General features: G+C 71.5%; 12 protein-coding genes, 1 pseudogene and 1 riboswitch. Of the genes and pseudogenes, 2 read left to right on the forward strand and 11 right to left on the reverse strand.

Annotation, left to right across the window (positions count from 1 at the left end; genetic code table 11):
• Positions 1–14: 14 nt before the first annotated feature.
• Entirely contained in the window at positions 15–1403 is a 1389-nt protein-coding gene (locus ACZ3X1_RS18900; protein WP_467280343.1) for a class I SAM-dependent methyltransferase, read from the reverse strand.
• Positions 1404–1549: 146 nt separating this feature from the next.
• The gene (locus tag ACZ3X1_RS18905; RefSeq protein WP_356813463.1) at positions 1550–2935 is read right to left on the reverse strand and encodes an NAD(P)/FAD-dependent oxidoreductase; all 1386 of its coding nucleotides are present in this window, start codon (positions 2933–2935) and stop codon (positions 1550–1552) included.
• Between the two features lie 521 nt (positions 2936–3456).
• Between ACZ3X1_RS18905 and ACZ3X1_RS18910 the strand changes: the two are divergent.
• Positions 3457–3576, forward strand: a pseudogene (locus ACZ3X1_RS18910) (type II toxin-antitoxin system RelE family toxin); the annotation flags it as partial.
• A gap of 68 nt (positions 3577–3644) precedes the next feature.
• Here ACZ3X1_RS18910 and ACZ3X1_RS18915 read toward each other — a convergent pair.
• The 7 genes from ACZ3X1_RS18915 to ACZ3X1_RS18945 all read right to left on the reverse strand — a co-directional run bounded on the left by ACZ3X1_RS18915 (position 3645) and on the right by ACZ3X1_RS18945 (position 10916).
• Positions 3645–4598, reverse strand: a complete 954-nt coding sequence (locus tag ACZ3X1_RS18915) for a Ppx/GppA phosphatase family protein (RefSeq protein ID WP_467280344.1) — start codon at positions 4596–4598, stop codon at positions 3645–3647.
• Positions 4595–5134 carry a DUF501 domain-containing protein gene (locus ACZ3X1_RS18920; protein ID WP_356813465.1) on the reverse strand — a complete coding sequence of 180 codons (540 nt, stop codon included), beginning with the start codon at positions 5132–5134 and terminating at the stop codon, positions 4595–4597. The genes ACZ3X1_RS18915 and ACZ3X1_RS18920 overlap by 4 nt, the downstream gene beginning before the upstream one ends.
• Before the next feature lie 69 nt (positions 5135–5203).
• Positions 5204–5692: an FtsB family cell division protein gene (locus tag ACZ3X1_RS18925; RefSeq protein ID WP_356813467.1), complete on the reverse strand. Its 489-nt coding sequence runs from the start codon at positions 5690–5692 to the stop codon at positions 5204–5206.
• Between the two features lie 89 nt (positions 5693–5781).
• Positions 5782–7068, reverse strand: coding sequence for a phosphopyruvate hydratase (gene eno, locus ACZ3X1_RS18930; protein WP_031150828.1), 1287 nt, complete (start codon positions 7066–7068; stop codon positions 5782–5784).
• Between the two features lie 272 nt (positions 7069–7340).
• Positions 7341–8045, reverse strand: coding sequence for a transglycosylase family protein (locus ACZ3X1_RS18935; RefSeq protein ID WP_356813469.1), 705 nt, complete (start codon positions 8043–8045; stop codon positions 7341–7343).
• A gap of 3 nt (positions 8046–8048) precedes the next feature.
• Positions 8049–8220: riboswitch (cyclic di-AMP (ydaO/yuaA leader) on the reverse strand.
• A 280-nt stretch (positions 8221–8500) separates the two neighbouring features.
• Positions 8501–9463: a transglycosylase family protein gene (locus tag ACZ3X1_RS18940; protein ID WP_467280345.1), complete on the reverse strand. Its 963-nt coding sequence runs from the start codon at positions 9461–9463 to the stop codon at positions 8501–8503.
• Between the two features lie 190 nt (positions 9464–9653).
• Positions 9654–10916 (reverse strand): cytochrome P450 family protein, encoded by a 1263-nt coding sequence (locus tag ACZ3X1_RS18945; protein WP_356813471.1) that lies wholly within the window; start codon positions 10914–10916, stop codon positions 9654–9656.
• A gap of 181 nt (positions 10917–11097) precedes the next feature.
• Between ACZ3X1_RS18945 and ACZ3X1_RS18950 the strand changes: the two genes are divergently transcribed.
• Positions 11098–12288 carry a globin domain-containing protein gene (locus tag ACZ3X1_RS18950; RefSeq protein ID WP_467280346.1) on the forward strand — a complete coding sequence of 397 codons (1191 nt, stop codon included), beginning with the start codon at positions 11098–11100 and terminating at the stop codon, positions 12286–12288.
• Between the two features lie 57 nt (positions 12289–12345).
• Here the strand turns inward: ACZ3X1_RS18950 and ACZ3X1_RS18955 are convergent, their stop codons facing one another.
• Positions 12346–13407 carry a nucleoside triphosphate pyrophosphohydrolase gene (locus ACZ3X1_RS18955; protein ID WP_467280347.1) on the reverse strand — a complete coding sequence of 354 codons (1062 nt, stop codon included), beginning with the start codon at positions 13405–13407 and terminating at the stop codon, positions 12346–12348.
• A gap of 28 nt (positions 13408–13435) precedes the next feature.
• Entirely contained in the window at positions 13436–14056 is a 621-nt protein-coding gene (locus tag ACZ3X1_RS18960; RefSeq protein WP_362625433.1) for a SurA N-terminal domain-containing protein, read from the reverse strand.
• Between the last annotated feature and the right edge of the window lie 92 nt (positions 14057–14148).

A 14148-nucleotide genomic window follows, 5' to 3' on the forward strand; every position in this document is an offset into this window, starting at 1 on the left:
CCTCGCAGGAACGATCAGCCCGCCTGTGCGCCCCAGGTGCGCAGCCGCAGCGGCAGCCCCGAGTCCCCACGGCCCGCGGGCCGCACCGCGAGCACCTGGTTGACCCCGAGGCGGCCCCGCTCGAAGCCGAGGGCGGAGGCGGCCATGTAGAGCTGCCAGACCCGGACCCGGCCGGCCGAGGTGAGGGCCACGGCCTCGTCCCAGTGCTCCTCCAGCCGTGCCACCCAGGCCCGCAGGGTCAGGGCGTAGTGCTCGCGCAGCGCCTCCACGTCGCGGACCTCGAAGCCGGCCCGTTCCAGTTCGCCGACCGTGGTGCCGACCGGGGAGAGCTCGCCGTCGGGGAAGACGTACGCGTCGATGAACTCGTCCACCCTGTAGGCCGTTTCGTCGGCCTCCGGCCGGCGGGCGATCTGGTGGTTGAGCAGCAGGCCGCCAGGGCGCAGCAGGCCGTGCAGGGTACGGGCGTAGTCACGGTAGCGGTCGGCTCCGACGTGTTCGGCCATTCCGATGGAGGAAATGGCGTCGTAGTGGCCGTCCTTGACGTCCCGGTAGTCCTGGATCCGGATCTCGACCAGGTCGGCCAGGCCCTCGTCCGCGGCCTTCTTGCGGCCGTACAGGGCCTGTTCGCGCGAGAGCGTGATCCCGGTGACGCGGGCGCCGTACTCGCGGGCCGCGTGCAGGGCCATGGAGCCCCAGCCGCAGCCGACGTCGAGGAGCCTGTCCCCGGGCTTCAGGGCGAGTTTGCGGCAGACCAGGTCGAGCTTGTCGCGCTGGGCCCGCTCCAGGGTGGAGCCGGGGGTCCAGTAGGCGCAGGAGTACACCATGGAGGGGCCGAGGACCCGCTCGTAGAAGTCGTTGCCGACGTCGTAGTGGTGGCCGATGGCCTGCCGGTCGCGGCCCCTGGTGTGCCGGGGGCCGCCGCGCCGGGGCGCCTCCTCCGCGGGCGGCGGGGGCGCCGGCAGCGGGCGGGCGAGGGTGACGAGGTCCCGTACGGCGCCCCGCGCTTCCGCGTCGCGCAGCAGCGCGGCGGTGCCGGCGGCGGCGCCCGCGGCGGCCGAGGCGCGCCGGGGCAGGAGCGTGCGCAGCGCGGCCAGGCGGGACGGGGCGGGGGCGGGCGCGGGGACGGGTTCCCGGTCACGCTCCCAGAGCAGGCCGCCCACCCGGTCCAGCACCTCGAAGAGATCGCCGTCGACGGTCAGTTCGCCGGCCACCCAGGCCCGGGCCAGGCCCAGTTCGCCGGGCTTCCACAGCATCCGGCGCAGGGCACGGCGGCCCCGGACGACGAGCACGGGGCCGCCGGGCGGCCCGGCCTCGCTCCCGTCCCACGCGCGGATGCGCACGGGCAGGGGGCCGCCCAGCAGGGTCTCGGCAAGAGCGGCCAGCCGCGGAGCGGCGTCGGTCATGGCGCACCTCCACAAAGTTCCGACCCATCCCTCTACCCATCCGCGGCCCCGGGTACGCCGAAGGGGCCGCCCGCACCACGGATGGCGGGCGGCCCCTTCGGGGTCGTACCTTCTACCGGCTCAAGGGCCGGGTTCCCGACGCAGGGTCAGGAGGCCTTGGCCTTCTCGGCCGGGGCAGCGGCGGCGGCCGGAGCCGGCGCCGGCTTGGCGGCCTCGTAGAACTCCTCGCGCGGGGTCTCCAGCGCACCGAGGGAGACGACCTCGCGCTTGAGGAACATGGCGAGGGTCCAGTCGGCGAAGACGCGGATCTTGCGGTTCCAGGTCGGCATGGCCATGCCGTGGTAGCCACGGTGCATGTACCAGGCGAGCCGGCCCTTGAGCTTGATCTTCGTCTTGCCCATGACGATCATCGCGACGCCCTTGTGGAGGCCGAGGCCCGCCACCGCACCCTTGTTGGAGTGCGAGTACTCGGTCTGCGGGAAGCCACGCATGCCCGAGATGACGTTGTCGCCGAGGACCTTGGCCTGGCGCAGCGCGTGCTGGGCGTTCGGCGGGCACCAGGCGTTCTCGATGCCGGCCTTGCGGGCGGCCATGTCCGGAACCTGGGCGTTGTCGCCTGCGGTCCAGATGTAGTCCGTGCCCGTGACCTGGAGGGTCGGCTGGGCGTCGACGTGGCCGCGCGGGCCCAGCGGCAGGCCGTAGCGGGCCAGGACCGGGTTCGGCTTGACGCCGGCGGTCCACACGATGGTGTTGGAGTCGACCTCGAGGCCGTTCTTCAGCACCACGCGGCCGTCCACGCAGGAGTCCATGGAGGTGTTGAGGTAGATCTCGATGCCGCGGGACTCGAGGTGCTCCTTGCCCCAGGTACCGAGCTTGGGCCCGACCTCGGGGAGGATCTTGTCGGCCGCGTCGACCAGGATGAAGCGCATGTCCTCGCGCTTGATCGTGGAGTAGTACTTCGCGGCGTCGCGGGCCATGTCCTCGACCTCGCCGATCGTCTCGGCGCCGGCGAAGCCGCCGCCGACGAAGACGAAGGTGAGGGCCTTGCGGCGGACGTCCTCGTCCGTCGTGGACTCGGCCTTGTCCAGCTGCTCGAGTACGTGGTTGCGCAGGCCGATGCCCTCCTCGACACCCTTCATGCCGATGCCCTGCTCGGCGAGGCCGGGGATCGGGAAGGTGCGGGAGACGGCACCGAGGGCGATCACCAGGTAGTCGAAGGGCAGCTCGTACGCCTCGCCGACCAGCGGCGTGACGACGGCGACCTTGCGGTCCTGGTCGATGCTGGTGACCCGGCCGGTGAGAACCTCAGCCTTGGGCAGCACGCGTCGCAGCGGGACGACGACGTGCCGAGGCGAGATGCTGCCTGCGGCCACTTCGGGGAGGAAGGGCTGGTAGGTCATGTACGAGCGCGGGTCGACGACCGTGACGGTCGCCTCGCCGTAACGCATCTTCTTCATGATGCGCTTGGCTGCGTACAGGCCTACGTACCCACCTCCTACAACGAGGATCCTGGGACGCTCCGTGGTGCTCATGAGAACGAGTATCCAGCACCCAATGGGGTGTTGCTCGTGAGCCCCTTCACAAGGACTCGGGAGGCCTCTGCTACACTGCGCCGCCCACGTGACGGACGTCATGACGCGCAACGGGAACCAAGGGGTTACGGGAGTCGTTGTTCACCCGTCCTGAACTGGCCTCCAAGGCCGAAACCGGAGTAGACCACCGGGTTCGTGGATACCTACCGACACCACTCGTCGGCCTCCTCGCATCGCACGAACGCCCACTCCCGACGCCTCCGCGGAGCCCCGGAACCGCCCGAAGCGGCCCTCCAGTGCGCCATCGCGAACTTTTCCTTGTGAAGAACTTCACGAACTTCTTCCGCGCGCGGCGACCCCGGACCCCCGTAAGGCCGTTGCGAAGGCCCGAAACGCACGCAGCACCCCACGGTTCATCCGTCCCGGAGGTGCTGCGTGTGGGATCCACGGGGTCAGAACGCGCGATGACCTTCCATCCCCTGGCACCGGCCTCGCCAGGCGCGTGTACACAACCAAACCGCGCCGGCCTCTACCGGCTCCGCGTGGACGGCTACCGGATCGCCCATCAGGTCCTGGACGGCGAGCTCGTCGTCCTCGTCGTCAAGGTCGGCGATCGGCGCGACGTCCTCCGCGGCATCTGACGGCGGCCAGGACGGGGGCGCTCCGTTCTGCGACCCGGAACGCCGTCGTCGTCCGGCGTTTCAGGCCGTCACGCGGTGGCGGCCGCCGCGCTCCAGGCGATGCCGTCGAGGATGTCGTGCTCTGAGACGACGACCTCCTCGGCGCCCGTGCGCTCCATGACGGCCAGCAGGACCAGCGCGCCCGCGCCGATCACGTCCACCCGCCCCGGGTGCATCACGGGGATCGCCGCGCGCTCGGCGTGCGTGGCCGTCAGCATCCGCTCGGTGATCGCGCGGACCTGCCCGTAGGAGATCCGGGAGTGGTGGATCGCCGACGACCGGTATTCGGGCAGGCCGAGGGCGATCCCGGCGACGGTGGTCACCGAGCCCGCCAGTCCCACCAGGGTGCGCGCCTCGGCCAGCGGGACCGTCTCGGACGCCAGGTCCAGCGCGGCCTCGATGTCGGCGCGGACGGCGGCGACCTGCTCCTGCGTCGGCGGGTCGGTGACGACCCCGTCCACCACCAGGTGGCGCTCGGTCATCCGGACGCAGCCGACGTCCACGGAGCGGGCGGCCCGTACGTGGTCGTCGCCGACCACGAACTCGGTGGAGCCGCCGCCGATGTCGACCACCAGGAACGGCCGCTCCAGGTGCTCGTGCGCGGTCAGCTCCTTGGTGGCGCCGGTGAAGGAGAACTCGGCCTCCTGGTCGCCGGAGATCACCTCGGGCTCGACGCCCAGGATCTCCACGACGCCACGGACGAAGTCGTCGCGGTTCTCGGCGTCGCGGGAGGCGGACGTCGCCACGAAGCGCACCCGCTCGGCGCCGAACTCCTTGATGACCGCCGCGTATTCACGGCAGGCGGCGAAGGTGCGCTCCAGCGCCTCCGGGGCCAGGCGCCCGGTCTTGTCCACGCCCTGGCCGAGCCGGACGACGATCATCCGCCGGTCCAGCTCGGTCAGCTCGCCCGTAGCGGGGTCGCAGTCCGCCACGAGCAGCCGGATGGAGTTCGTACCGCAGTCGATGGCCGCGACCCGGGTCACTCGGACTCCTCGGCCTTCTCGCCGCACGGGGTGACGCAGGCGCCCTTGGCCCACCACTCCGGCAGCATCGCGAGGGCCTCGTCGCCGAACGGGTTCACCCCGGGGCCGGCGGCCAGGGAATGGCCGACGAGCACGTGCAGGCACTTGACCCGGTCCGGCATCCCGCCGGCGCTCGGGAAGCCCTGGAGCACCTCGATGGCGTCGCGGCGGCGGATGTAGTCCTCGTGCGCGGCCCGGTAGGCGGCGGCGAGTTCCGGGTCCTCGGCGAGCCGCGCCTGCATCTCCTTCATCACGCCGTTGGCCTCCAGCGTGCCGATGGCGGAGGCCGCGCGCGGGCACGTCAAGTAGTACAGCGTCGGGAAGGGGGTGCCGTCGGGAAGCCGCGGCGCGGTCTCCACCACGTCGGGCTGACCGCAGGGGCAGCGGTGCGCGATGGCGCGCAGCCCGCGCGGCGGGCGGCCGAGCTGCTGCTCGAACGCCTCGATGTCCGCGTCGGTCGGCTCGGTCCGGTCGGTCTGGGGCGGGGGCGTCTGCATGCCTGGAGGAAGTCTCTTCGTTCTCGTGGATGGGTGCTGCGGTACTGCGGTACTCCGGTACCGCCGTGCTCATTCGCCGGGGCGGTCGGCCTTGTCGACGCCGTCCCAGACGTTGGAGTACCAGGGGCGGTCCGACCCGGCCTGGCCGGTCCGGTGCGGCTCCGGGGGCTGGGACCCGGGGTCGCTCATGATGTAGCCGACCTCCCCCGGGCGCAGGAAGTGCAGGTGCTTGCGCGCCTGCTGCTCCGCGTACGCGTCGTCCTGCCAGCGGGCCTTCTCGTCGCGGAGCCGCTCCAGGCGGTCCCGCGCGGCGGCGGCGGCCCGCTGCTGCTCCGCGATCTCCGAGCGCTGGGAGACGTACTGGCGCATCGGATACGCGAGGGCGACCACCAGCGTACAGAGCACGAGCACCAGGAGCGCGGCCCTGCCGGTGAGGCGGCTGCGGCGCACCTGCCGACGCGACTGCGAGCGGTAGACGTGGGCCGCGGTCCGCTCACCGAGCTGCTTGAGCCGCGTCGCCGTGGAGAAGGTGGAGAACCGATCCCGGTTCCCGGCCATTGGTCCGCCTCCCCTTTGTACGCACTACGCAATACGTCCCCGCACACGGTACGGGACCGAGTGCGGGGACGTACGGAGGCAGAGCGTGATTAGCCCTTGAAGCGCGGGAAGGCGCTGCGGCCCGCGTACACCGCGGCGTCGTCGAGGATCTCCTCGATGCGCAGCAGCTGGTTGTACTTGGCGACGCGGTCCGAGCGGGCCGGGGCGCCGGTCTTGATCTGACCGCAGTTCACGGCGACGGCGAGGTCGGCGATGGTGACGTCCTCGGTCTCGCCGGAGCGGTGCGACATCATGCACTTGAAGCCGTTGCGCTGGGCCATCTCGACGGCGTCGAGGGTCTCGGTCAGCGAGCCGATCTGGTTCACCTTCACGAGGAGGGCGTTCGCGGAGCCCTCCTCGATGCCGCGGGCCAGGCGCTCGGGGTTGGTGACGAAGAGGTCGTCGCCGACGATCTGGACCTTGGCGCCCAGGCGGTCGGTGATGGTCTTCCAGCCGGCCCAGTCGTCCTCGAACAGCGGGTCCTCGATGGAGACGAGCGGGTACGCCTCGACGAGCTCGGCGTAGTAGTCGGTCATCTCGGCGGCCGAGCGGGACTGGCCCTCGAACTCGTACTTGCCGTCCTTGTAGAACTCGGACGCGGCGACGTCGAGCGCGAGCGCGATGTCCTTGCCCGGGGTGTAGCCGGCCTGCTTGACGGCCTCGATGATGAGGTCGAGCGCGGCGCGGTTGGACTCCAGGTTCGGGGCGAAGCCGCCCTCGTCGCCGAGACCGGTGGACAGGCCCTTGGTGTGCAGGACCTTCTTGAGGGTGTGGTAGACCTCGGCACCCCAGCGCAGCGCCTCGGAGAAGGACTCCGCGCCGATCGGGGCGATCATGAACTCCTGGATGTCGACGTTGGAGTCGGCGTGCGACCCACCGTTGAGGATGTTCATCATCGGAACGGGCAGCAGGTGCGCGTTCGGACCGCCGAGGTAGCGGAAGAGCGGGAGGTCCGAGGCCTCGGACGCGGCGTGGGCGACGGCGAGCGAGACGCCGAGGATGGCGTTGGCGCCGAGCGAGCCCTTGTTGTCGGTGGCGTCCAGGTCGAACATGGCCTGGTCGATCAGGCGCTGCTCGGTGGCGTCGTAGCCGACGAGCTCCGGGCCGATCTGCTCGATGACGGCGAGGACGGCCTTCTCGACACCCTTGCCGAAGTAACGGTTGGGGTCACCGTCACGGAGCTCGATGGCCTCGAAGGCACCGGTGGAGGCGCCGGACGGAACGGCAGCACGGCCGGTGCTGCCGTCGTCGAGGCCCACCTCGACCTCGACCGTGGGGTTGCCTCGGGAGTCCAGGATTTCCCGGGCTACGACGACGTCGATGGACGGCACGAGCATCTCCTTCTGGGATGTGACGCTGGGTGTGCGGTGGCGTCAGGCCGTGGGACGGCCTGGCCGACTAGAGCCTAACCGGATCCGGGCACTCACCCTGCCGACCGCCCGGGTCCTGGGACGAAAAAGGGCCCGAATACCCCTCTTCCCGGACATAGGGCCCCGCATGACGGGGGTTCCGCTGCCGCACACACCGCCGCCCGGCGCGTGGGGGGAAGGGCGCCGGGCGGTGGGAATTCTGCGCGTTGCGTACGCTTTTGCGGCTATTGCCGCAGCGGTCAGCTGAGCTTCAGCTTCTGACCCGGGAAGATCAGGTCGGCGTCCGAGACGATGTCCTTGTTCAGCTCGAACAGCTGCTGCCAGCCGCCCTTGACGCCGTTGGCCTCGGCGATGGTGCCCAGGGTGTCGCCCGGCTTGACCTCGTACGAGCCGTTGCCGGTCTTCGGCGCGGCAGGGGCCTCGGTCCGCTCGGAGCGGGTGACCGGGGCCTCGGCGCGCTTGGTGTCCTTCTTCGGCGCGGCCTTGGTCTCGGTCTTCTTGGTCTCGGTCTTCTTCGTCTCGGCCTTCGGCTTGGTGGAGGCCGGGGTCTCGGAGGAGCCGCCCGTGTACGAGGAGTTCGACAGGCCCTTGCCGCAGTGCGGCCAGGCGCCCTTGCCCTGCTTCTTCAGGACCTTCTCGGCCACGGCTATCTGCTGCGCCTTCGAGGCCTGGTTGGCCTGTGAGGCGTACGACTTGCCGCCGAACGCCGCCCACGTGGAGGACGAGAACTGCAGTCCGCCGTAGTAGCCGTTGCCCGTGTTGATGGCCCAGTTGCCACCGGACTCGCACTGCGCGACCTTGTCCCACTCGGACGCGGTGGCGGCACTGGCGGCGCCCGCGGTCATCAGGGGGGCGGCGACGGCCACACCGGCGACACCGGCGAGCGTGACGATGCGGACGGCCTTGGAGGCGCGACGGTGCTTGCCCTTGCCGGAAAGCAGCATGAGGTTTCTCCTCACCGACGCCTACGAGGTGAGCTGTCGGGTTCGGGCCTGTGAGTGCCCGGCGGCGCGACCTAGCGCACCGCTTAACCCCAAGCCGCTTGCGTGACCGTCTCTCAACGGACGCTCGCGGCGCCTACCTTGGGTCCCCCGCTCCTGCCTTCGGCGCTTTACGCGACGACTGTTCCCCCCGTCCGCCGGCAGGACTCGGCGATGCGGTCGAAGGAGCTCGCGGTGGCGAGCGATTCAGAAGGTAGACACAGCTCTCCCCGATGTTCAACGAGGAACATCGGGGAGAAAGGGGCCCTACTTGCGCTCTCCGCAGAGGTGTTTGCGCAGGTGAGACCGGGGTTTGCGCAAGGCCCCGGGCGGGACACGCCAGTTGACCGGAAGAGACACATGTCTCACTTGCCGAAAACAGACAATCAAGGTCTTTCCGGGCGAACCAACTGTCCTTATTACGTGGTTAGATCCAGGTTCTGCCCGGGCTTGATCAGATCGGCGTCCTCGCCGATGACCTGCTCGTTGGCCTCGTAGAGGCCGCTCCAGCCGCCCTTCACGCCCTTGGCAACCGCGATGGTCGCCAGGCTGTCGCCCGCCTGCACGGTGTAGACGGGGTCCGGCGCGGCATCGGACGGGGCGCCCTCCTCGGGGGAGGGCGCACCGCGGTGCTTGCCGTTGCCCTCGGCCGGAGTGGCGCCCGGGGTCGCCGGGGCCGCCGGTGCCGCGGGGGCCGTCGGGTCCGTCGGGGACGGACCCGGGGTGACCGGCGGGGTCGTCGGCGCCGTCGGAGCCGTCGGGTCCGTCGGGAGGACCGGGGCCGTGGGGTCGGTGGGGCTCACCGGCGGGGTCGCCGGGTCGGTCGGGAGGACCGGGGCGCCCGGGGTGCCCGGGTCGGCCGGGGGCGTCGTCGGAACGTCGGGCGCGGGCATGACGGGCAGTCCGAGGGACGGCGCGTCGGGGATCAGGAAGGGGGTGCCCGAAGGGCTCGGGGTCTCCGCGGTCGAGAGTCCGAAGTCCGTGGCCGGCTTGCCGCCCTTGGCGGAGGGCACGGTGTCGTCGGGGCGGGACGGCGCGGGTCCCACCGCGGTGGGGCTGCCGGGCAGGCCGGGGTCGACGACCGCGGCCGGACCCTGCCGGTCCAGTCCGGCGGAGGCCGCGCACAGCGGCCAGGCCTGCGGGCCCTGGGAGGCCAGCACGCGCTCGGCCACCGCTATCTGCTGCGAGCGGCTCGCGAGGTCGGCCCGCTCGGCGAAGTCCAGACCGCCGGCGTTCTGCCACTGCTCCTGGGTGAACTGGAGGCCGCCGTACGCGCCACTGCCGAAGTTGGCGCTCCACGCGCCGCCGCTCTCGCACTCGGCCACCTTGTCCCAGGTGGCGGTGTCGGCAGCGGTGGCACTGGTGGCGGCAAGCAGCGGCATGGCCAGCGCAGAGCCAGTGACTCCGGCTGTGACTACCAGCGCGGGGACCTGGCGGGGGCGTCTGTGACGGCCGTTCCCGGAGAGCATGAGGGATCACCTTTCGCATAACAGCGGGGTAACGGCAGAACCTAGCGGCCTTCGAACGATTGTCACAAGTTCAAGCAGGATCTGACTTTTGATCAGATCCCGCTCAAGTGTTTTGAGCCGTGAAGCGAACGGGAAGAGTACGAAGCCCTCGCATGATCAACCCCCCACGCCAGCGCAGGTCTTGGGGCGGAACGGCGAGTTCCAGGTCGGGCAGGCGCGTCAGCAGGGTCGCGAGCGCGGTCTGTCCTTCGAGCCGGGCCAGCGGCGCGCCCAGGCAGTAGTGGATGCCGTGGCCGTACCCGAGGTGCTGGTTGTCGGCCCGGGAGAGGTCGAGGGTGTCCGGGTCGGTGAACCGCTCGGGGTCCCGGTCGGCGGCCGCGAGGACGACCAGGACGGGATCGCCGGTCTCGACGCGCTCGCCGCCGAGGGTCAACGGCTCGGTGGCGAACCGCCACGTCGCAAGCTCCACGGGGCCGTCGTAGCGCAGGAGTTCCTCGACGCCGGTGGCCAGCAGCCCGCTCTCCCCGGCGGCCAGGGAGCTCTGCAGGCGCTCGCGCTGGACGGGGTTCATGAAGAGGGAGTGGACGCCGTTGCCGATGAGGTTCACGGTCGTCTCGAAACCGGCGAAGAGCAGGATGAAGGCCATCGCGGTGGCCTCACCCTCCGTCAGATGGTCGCCGTGGTCGCTCGCCCGGATCAGGTCGGAGATCAGATCGTCGCCCAGGTCATCCCTTTTGCGATGGATGAGCTCACCGAGATAGGTCCGCATCTGCTTCACCGACCGGGCGACTCCGCCCCGCGGACCGCCGCCGTGGCGGATCATCATCCCGGCCCAGTCACGGAAGTCGTCCTGGTCCTCGCGCGGTACCCCGAGCATCTCGCAGATGGCGTAGATGGGGAGCGGGAACGCGAACTCGTGGATGAGGTCCGCCTCCCCCCTCCCCGCGAACCCGTCGATCAGATGATCGGTGAGCGCCTGCACCCGCGGGGTGAACTCGGCGACCCTGCGCGGCGTGAACGCCTTCGACACCAGGCGCCGCAGCCGCGTGTGGTCCGGCGGGTCGATGTTCAGCAGATGCGTCATCAGCTCCGCCTTGCGCTCCCCCGGGATCCCGGTCTTGCCCCTGGCGTGCGCGGGCTCCGCGTGGTGTGCCGGATTCTTGCTGAGCCGCTGGTCGGCGAGGGCCTGGCGGGCGTCCGCGTAGCGGGTGACGAGCCATGCCTCGACCCCGCTGGGGAGCTTCGTGCGGTGCACCGGGGAGTGCTCGCGCAGCCATGCGTAAGCCGGGTAGGGGTCGGTCGCGAACTCCCACGTGAAGAGTTCGGGCGCCGCGCCGACGGAGGGAGTGGACGACTGATCGTGCATGTCCCCGACAGTAGCCGCCGCGCACGGGCGGACCCGCGCGGGCCGCGGCCCACCCGACCGGTCATCCCATATGACTGCTTCGTCGAGGCTGTCCGTAGATCGGACAACGCTTGACCTCGCCCCGTCCGGCACTCCTACTTTCGGTCGTGTGGATGTGAGGATCTTGAAAAGCAGTTTCGCGGTGGTGGAGAGACGGGCCGAGCACGCGGTCAAGTTCTTCTACTCACACCTGTTCTGGCACAACCCCGGAGTCCGTGACCTCTTCCCGGTCTCCTCCGAGGACATGGAACGCCAGCGCGACCGGCTCTTCGCGGCGCTCACCCACGTCATATCCCGTCTCGGCGACGACGACGAGACCCTCGGCCCCTACCTGCGCGACCTGGGCCGCGACCACCGCAAGTTCCTGGTCCGCCCCGAGCACTACGCGGTCGTCGGCTCCAGCCTGCTCGCCGCACTCGCCGCGACCTCCGGCGAAGCCTGGACCCCGCAGGTGGAGAAGGCCTGGACCGAGGCCTACCAGGTGATCGCCGACGCCATGCTCGCCGGGGCCGGCGCGAGCCAGGACCCGCCGTGGTGGGACGCGGAGGTCGTGCGCCACCTCCAGTACGGGCAGGACATCGGCGTGCTCACCCTGCGGCCGCACGCCCCCTTCCCCTATCTCCCCGGCCAGTACACGAGCGTGAGCAGCGACCGGGTCCCCCGGACCTGGCGCACCTACTCCATCGGCAACGCCCCCCGCCCCGACGGCACCGTCGACCTGCACGTCAGCCGGATCGACCACGGGCGGCTCAGCACCGCCCTGGTCCGCGAGACCCGGCCGGGCGAGGTCCTGCGACTCGGCGCCCCCGGCGGGCACCTGACCTTCCGCCGCTCCGACCGACCGGTCAGCCTGATCGCCGCGGGCACCGGCTGGGCCCCGATCCGGGCCATGCTGGAGGAACTGGCGGACCGGCCCCCCGATCAGGACGTACGGCTCTTCGTGGTGGCCCGGGACTGCGCGCACCTCTACGACCGGCCGCTCATCGACGCGTACGGCACCTCCTGCGGCTGGCTCGACGTCACCTACATCACGCCCGCCCCCGGCCGGCCCCGCAACGAGGCCACCGAGCGGCTCGCGACCGCCCTGAGCAACCGTGGCCTGTGGCCCGACCAGGACGTCTACCTCAGCGGGCCGGCGCAGTTCATCGACGAGACCGCCCGGCTCCTGGAGGAGCTCGGCGCCCTCCCCTCCCGCCTCTTCCACGACTCCGTGCCCGCCGGAGCCGCCGACCCCGCACAGGGCGGCCGCCCGCTGGGCTTCGCCGAGTGGCTCCTGAACCGCCCGGCCCCGCACTGGCACAACCCCTCGGCCCGCGCCCCGAGGGAGTACTGAGGTAGGAACCGAGGAGGGGTACGGGGCCACGCCGTGCGGGGCCACTCCGTGGCAGGGCTACTCCGTGGCGGCTCCGACGCCCTCGGCCGCCCGGATCGCGTCGCGGTAGACGCGGGCCGCCGCACGCAGCGCGGTCTCGGGGTCCACCCCCTCCGCCTCGGCGCGCGCCGCCAGTCGCAGCAGCTCGTAGCCGATGCCGTCGCCGCGGGGCAGCTCGACGGCCACCCCGCCCGTACGGACCCGGCCCGCGAGCTTGGCAGCGAGCGCCAGGCCCGGCTGGCCCACCGGGATCCCGTCGGTGACCGACTCGCGCCGCTTCTCGACCGCCTTGGTGCGCTGCCAGTGCGCGTGAACGTCCTCCGGGGTCTCGGCCTCCGCGTCGCCGAAGACGTGCGGGTGCCGGTGGATCAGCTTCTGCACGAGGGCTCCGGCCACGTCGTCGATGGAGAAGGCCCCGAGGCCCTCCCCGTCGCCGTCCCCGTCGTCCTCGTCCTCGTTCTCGTTCTCGTCCTCCCCGCCGGGGACCCCCTCCTCGGCGATCCGGGCGTGGAAGACCACCTGGAGCAGGACGTCGCCGAGTTCCTCGCGCAGCTCCTCCCGGTCGCCGTCCTCGATCGCCTCGACGAGCTCGTACGCCTCCTCGATCGCGTACTTGGCCAGGCCCCGGTGGGTCTGCCGGGAGGTCCACGGGCACTCGCGCCGGACCCGGTCCATCACCTGGACCAGGTCGAGCAGGCGCGCGCCCGGCAGGTCGTACGAGCCGGGCAGCAGTTCCAGGTCGGGCATGGAGACCCGGCCGGAGCCGGCCAGCCCGGCCAGCCCGTCGGTGAGCCGCCGGTCGCCCTCCCCGGCCGGGAGCACCACGACCGTACGGCCGCCGGCGCAGGCCTCGACCAGCTCGTGCGCGTCCGGGGCCGTGTACTCGACCTCGACGCCCGCCTCCCGCAGGTACGGCAGCTGCGGGTGGCCGGGGTCGGCGCACAGCACCCGGTCCGCGGCGTGCAGGGTCTGCCACGCCGGCCAGGACAGCACCCCGGGGGCGACCCGGTGGCTGGTGGTCAGCAGGACGATACGGCCGGTGGGCTCGGGGGCGGCGGTGGGCTGGGAGTGGTCGGTCACCCTCCGAACCTACCCCCGCCGCGGGACGTCAGGCTCCGGCGGGTGCCTGCTCGGGGCGCGTCCGCTGGGTGATCCAGGAGGTCTCCACCGGGCCGAGTCCGACCTGCTGGGCGTCCCAGGCCCCGTAGCGCGGGTTCACCTCGATGTGGAGTGCCTGCGAGGCCTTGGCGAGCGGCTCGATGATCTTGTCCTCGCCGTAGCGCTCGCTCAGCTTGCCGAGCAGCAGCTGGAAGCGCACCTCCTCGTCGATCTGCCCGGCGGCGAGCGGGACGCGGCCCTGGAGGGCCGCCTGCTCCAGAGCCGCCGCGCCCTTGCCGCCCTCCTGGGCCTTGCGGGCGTCCTCGACCTCCTTGGTCGTGACCGAAATGCCCGCGTCCTTCGCGGCCCGCTCCAGCACCCGGAGCTGGATCATCTTGCCGAGCTTGATCCGGTCCAGCTGCGGGGTGTTGGAGATGAGCGTCGCGGCGTGCTCGGAACGGTTCTGTGCGGCGCGGACGTCGCCCACCTGGGCCTGGAGCGCGGAGGTGGTGATCCGTTCACCGCCGACGACGGCCGCGGTGCCGGGCCGGGTCTCGCCCGAGCAGGCGGACAGCAGGGGCGCCGCCACGAGCAGGGCGGCGGAGACGGAGAGCGCAGTGCGACGGTGCAAAGGAGCCTCCAGGGCCGGGAGATTGTGCGTCAATGCACAAGGGCCGTGCGGTGATCGATGGTATGCAGTAAGGGTGGCCCGGGCCACCGGTT

This window comes from Streptomyces sp. NPDC023541, from assembly GCF_055559995.1.

Excerpts from the sequence above, each read along its gene's own strand:
- ACZ3X1_RS18900 (WP_467280343.1), bottom strand. The coding sequence starts at position 1,403 with ATGACCGACGCCGCTCCGCGGCTGGCCGCTCTTGCCGAGACCCTGCTG.
- ACZ3X1_RS18905 (WP_356813463.1), bottom strand. The coding sequence starts at position 2,935 with ATGAGCACCACGGAGCGTCCCAGGATCCTCGTTGTAGGAGGTGGGTAC.
- ACZ3X1_RS18920 (WP_356813465.1), bottom strand. The coding sequence starts at position 5,134 with ATGCAGACGCCCCCGCCCCAGACCGACCGGACCGAGCCGACCGACGCG.
- ACZ3X1_RS18925 (WP_356813467.1), bottom strand. The coding sequence starts at position 5,692 with ATGGCCGGGAACCGGGATCGGTTCTCCACCTTCTCCACGGCGACGCGG.
- eno (WP_031150828.1), bottom strand. The coding sequence starts at position 7,068 with ATGCTCGTGCCGTCCATCGACGTCGTCGTAGCCCGGGAAATCCTGGAC.
- ACZ3X1_RS18935 (WP_356813469.1), bottom strand. The coding sequence starts at position 8,045 with ATGCTGCTTTCCGGCAAGGGCAAGCACCGTCGCGCCTCCAAGGCCGTC.
- ACZ3X1_RS18940 (WP_467280345.1), bottom strand. The coding sequence starts at position 9,463 with ATGCCGCTGCTTGCCGCCACCAGTGCCACCGCTGCCGACACCGCCACC.
- ACZ3X1_RS18945 (WP_356813471.1), bottom strand. The coding sequence starts at position 10,916 with ATGCACGATCAGTCGTCCACTCCCTCCGTCGGCGCGGCGCCCGAACTC.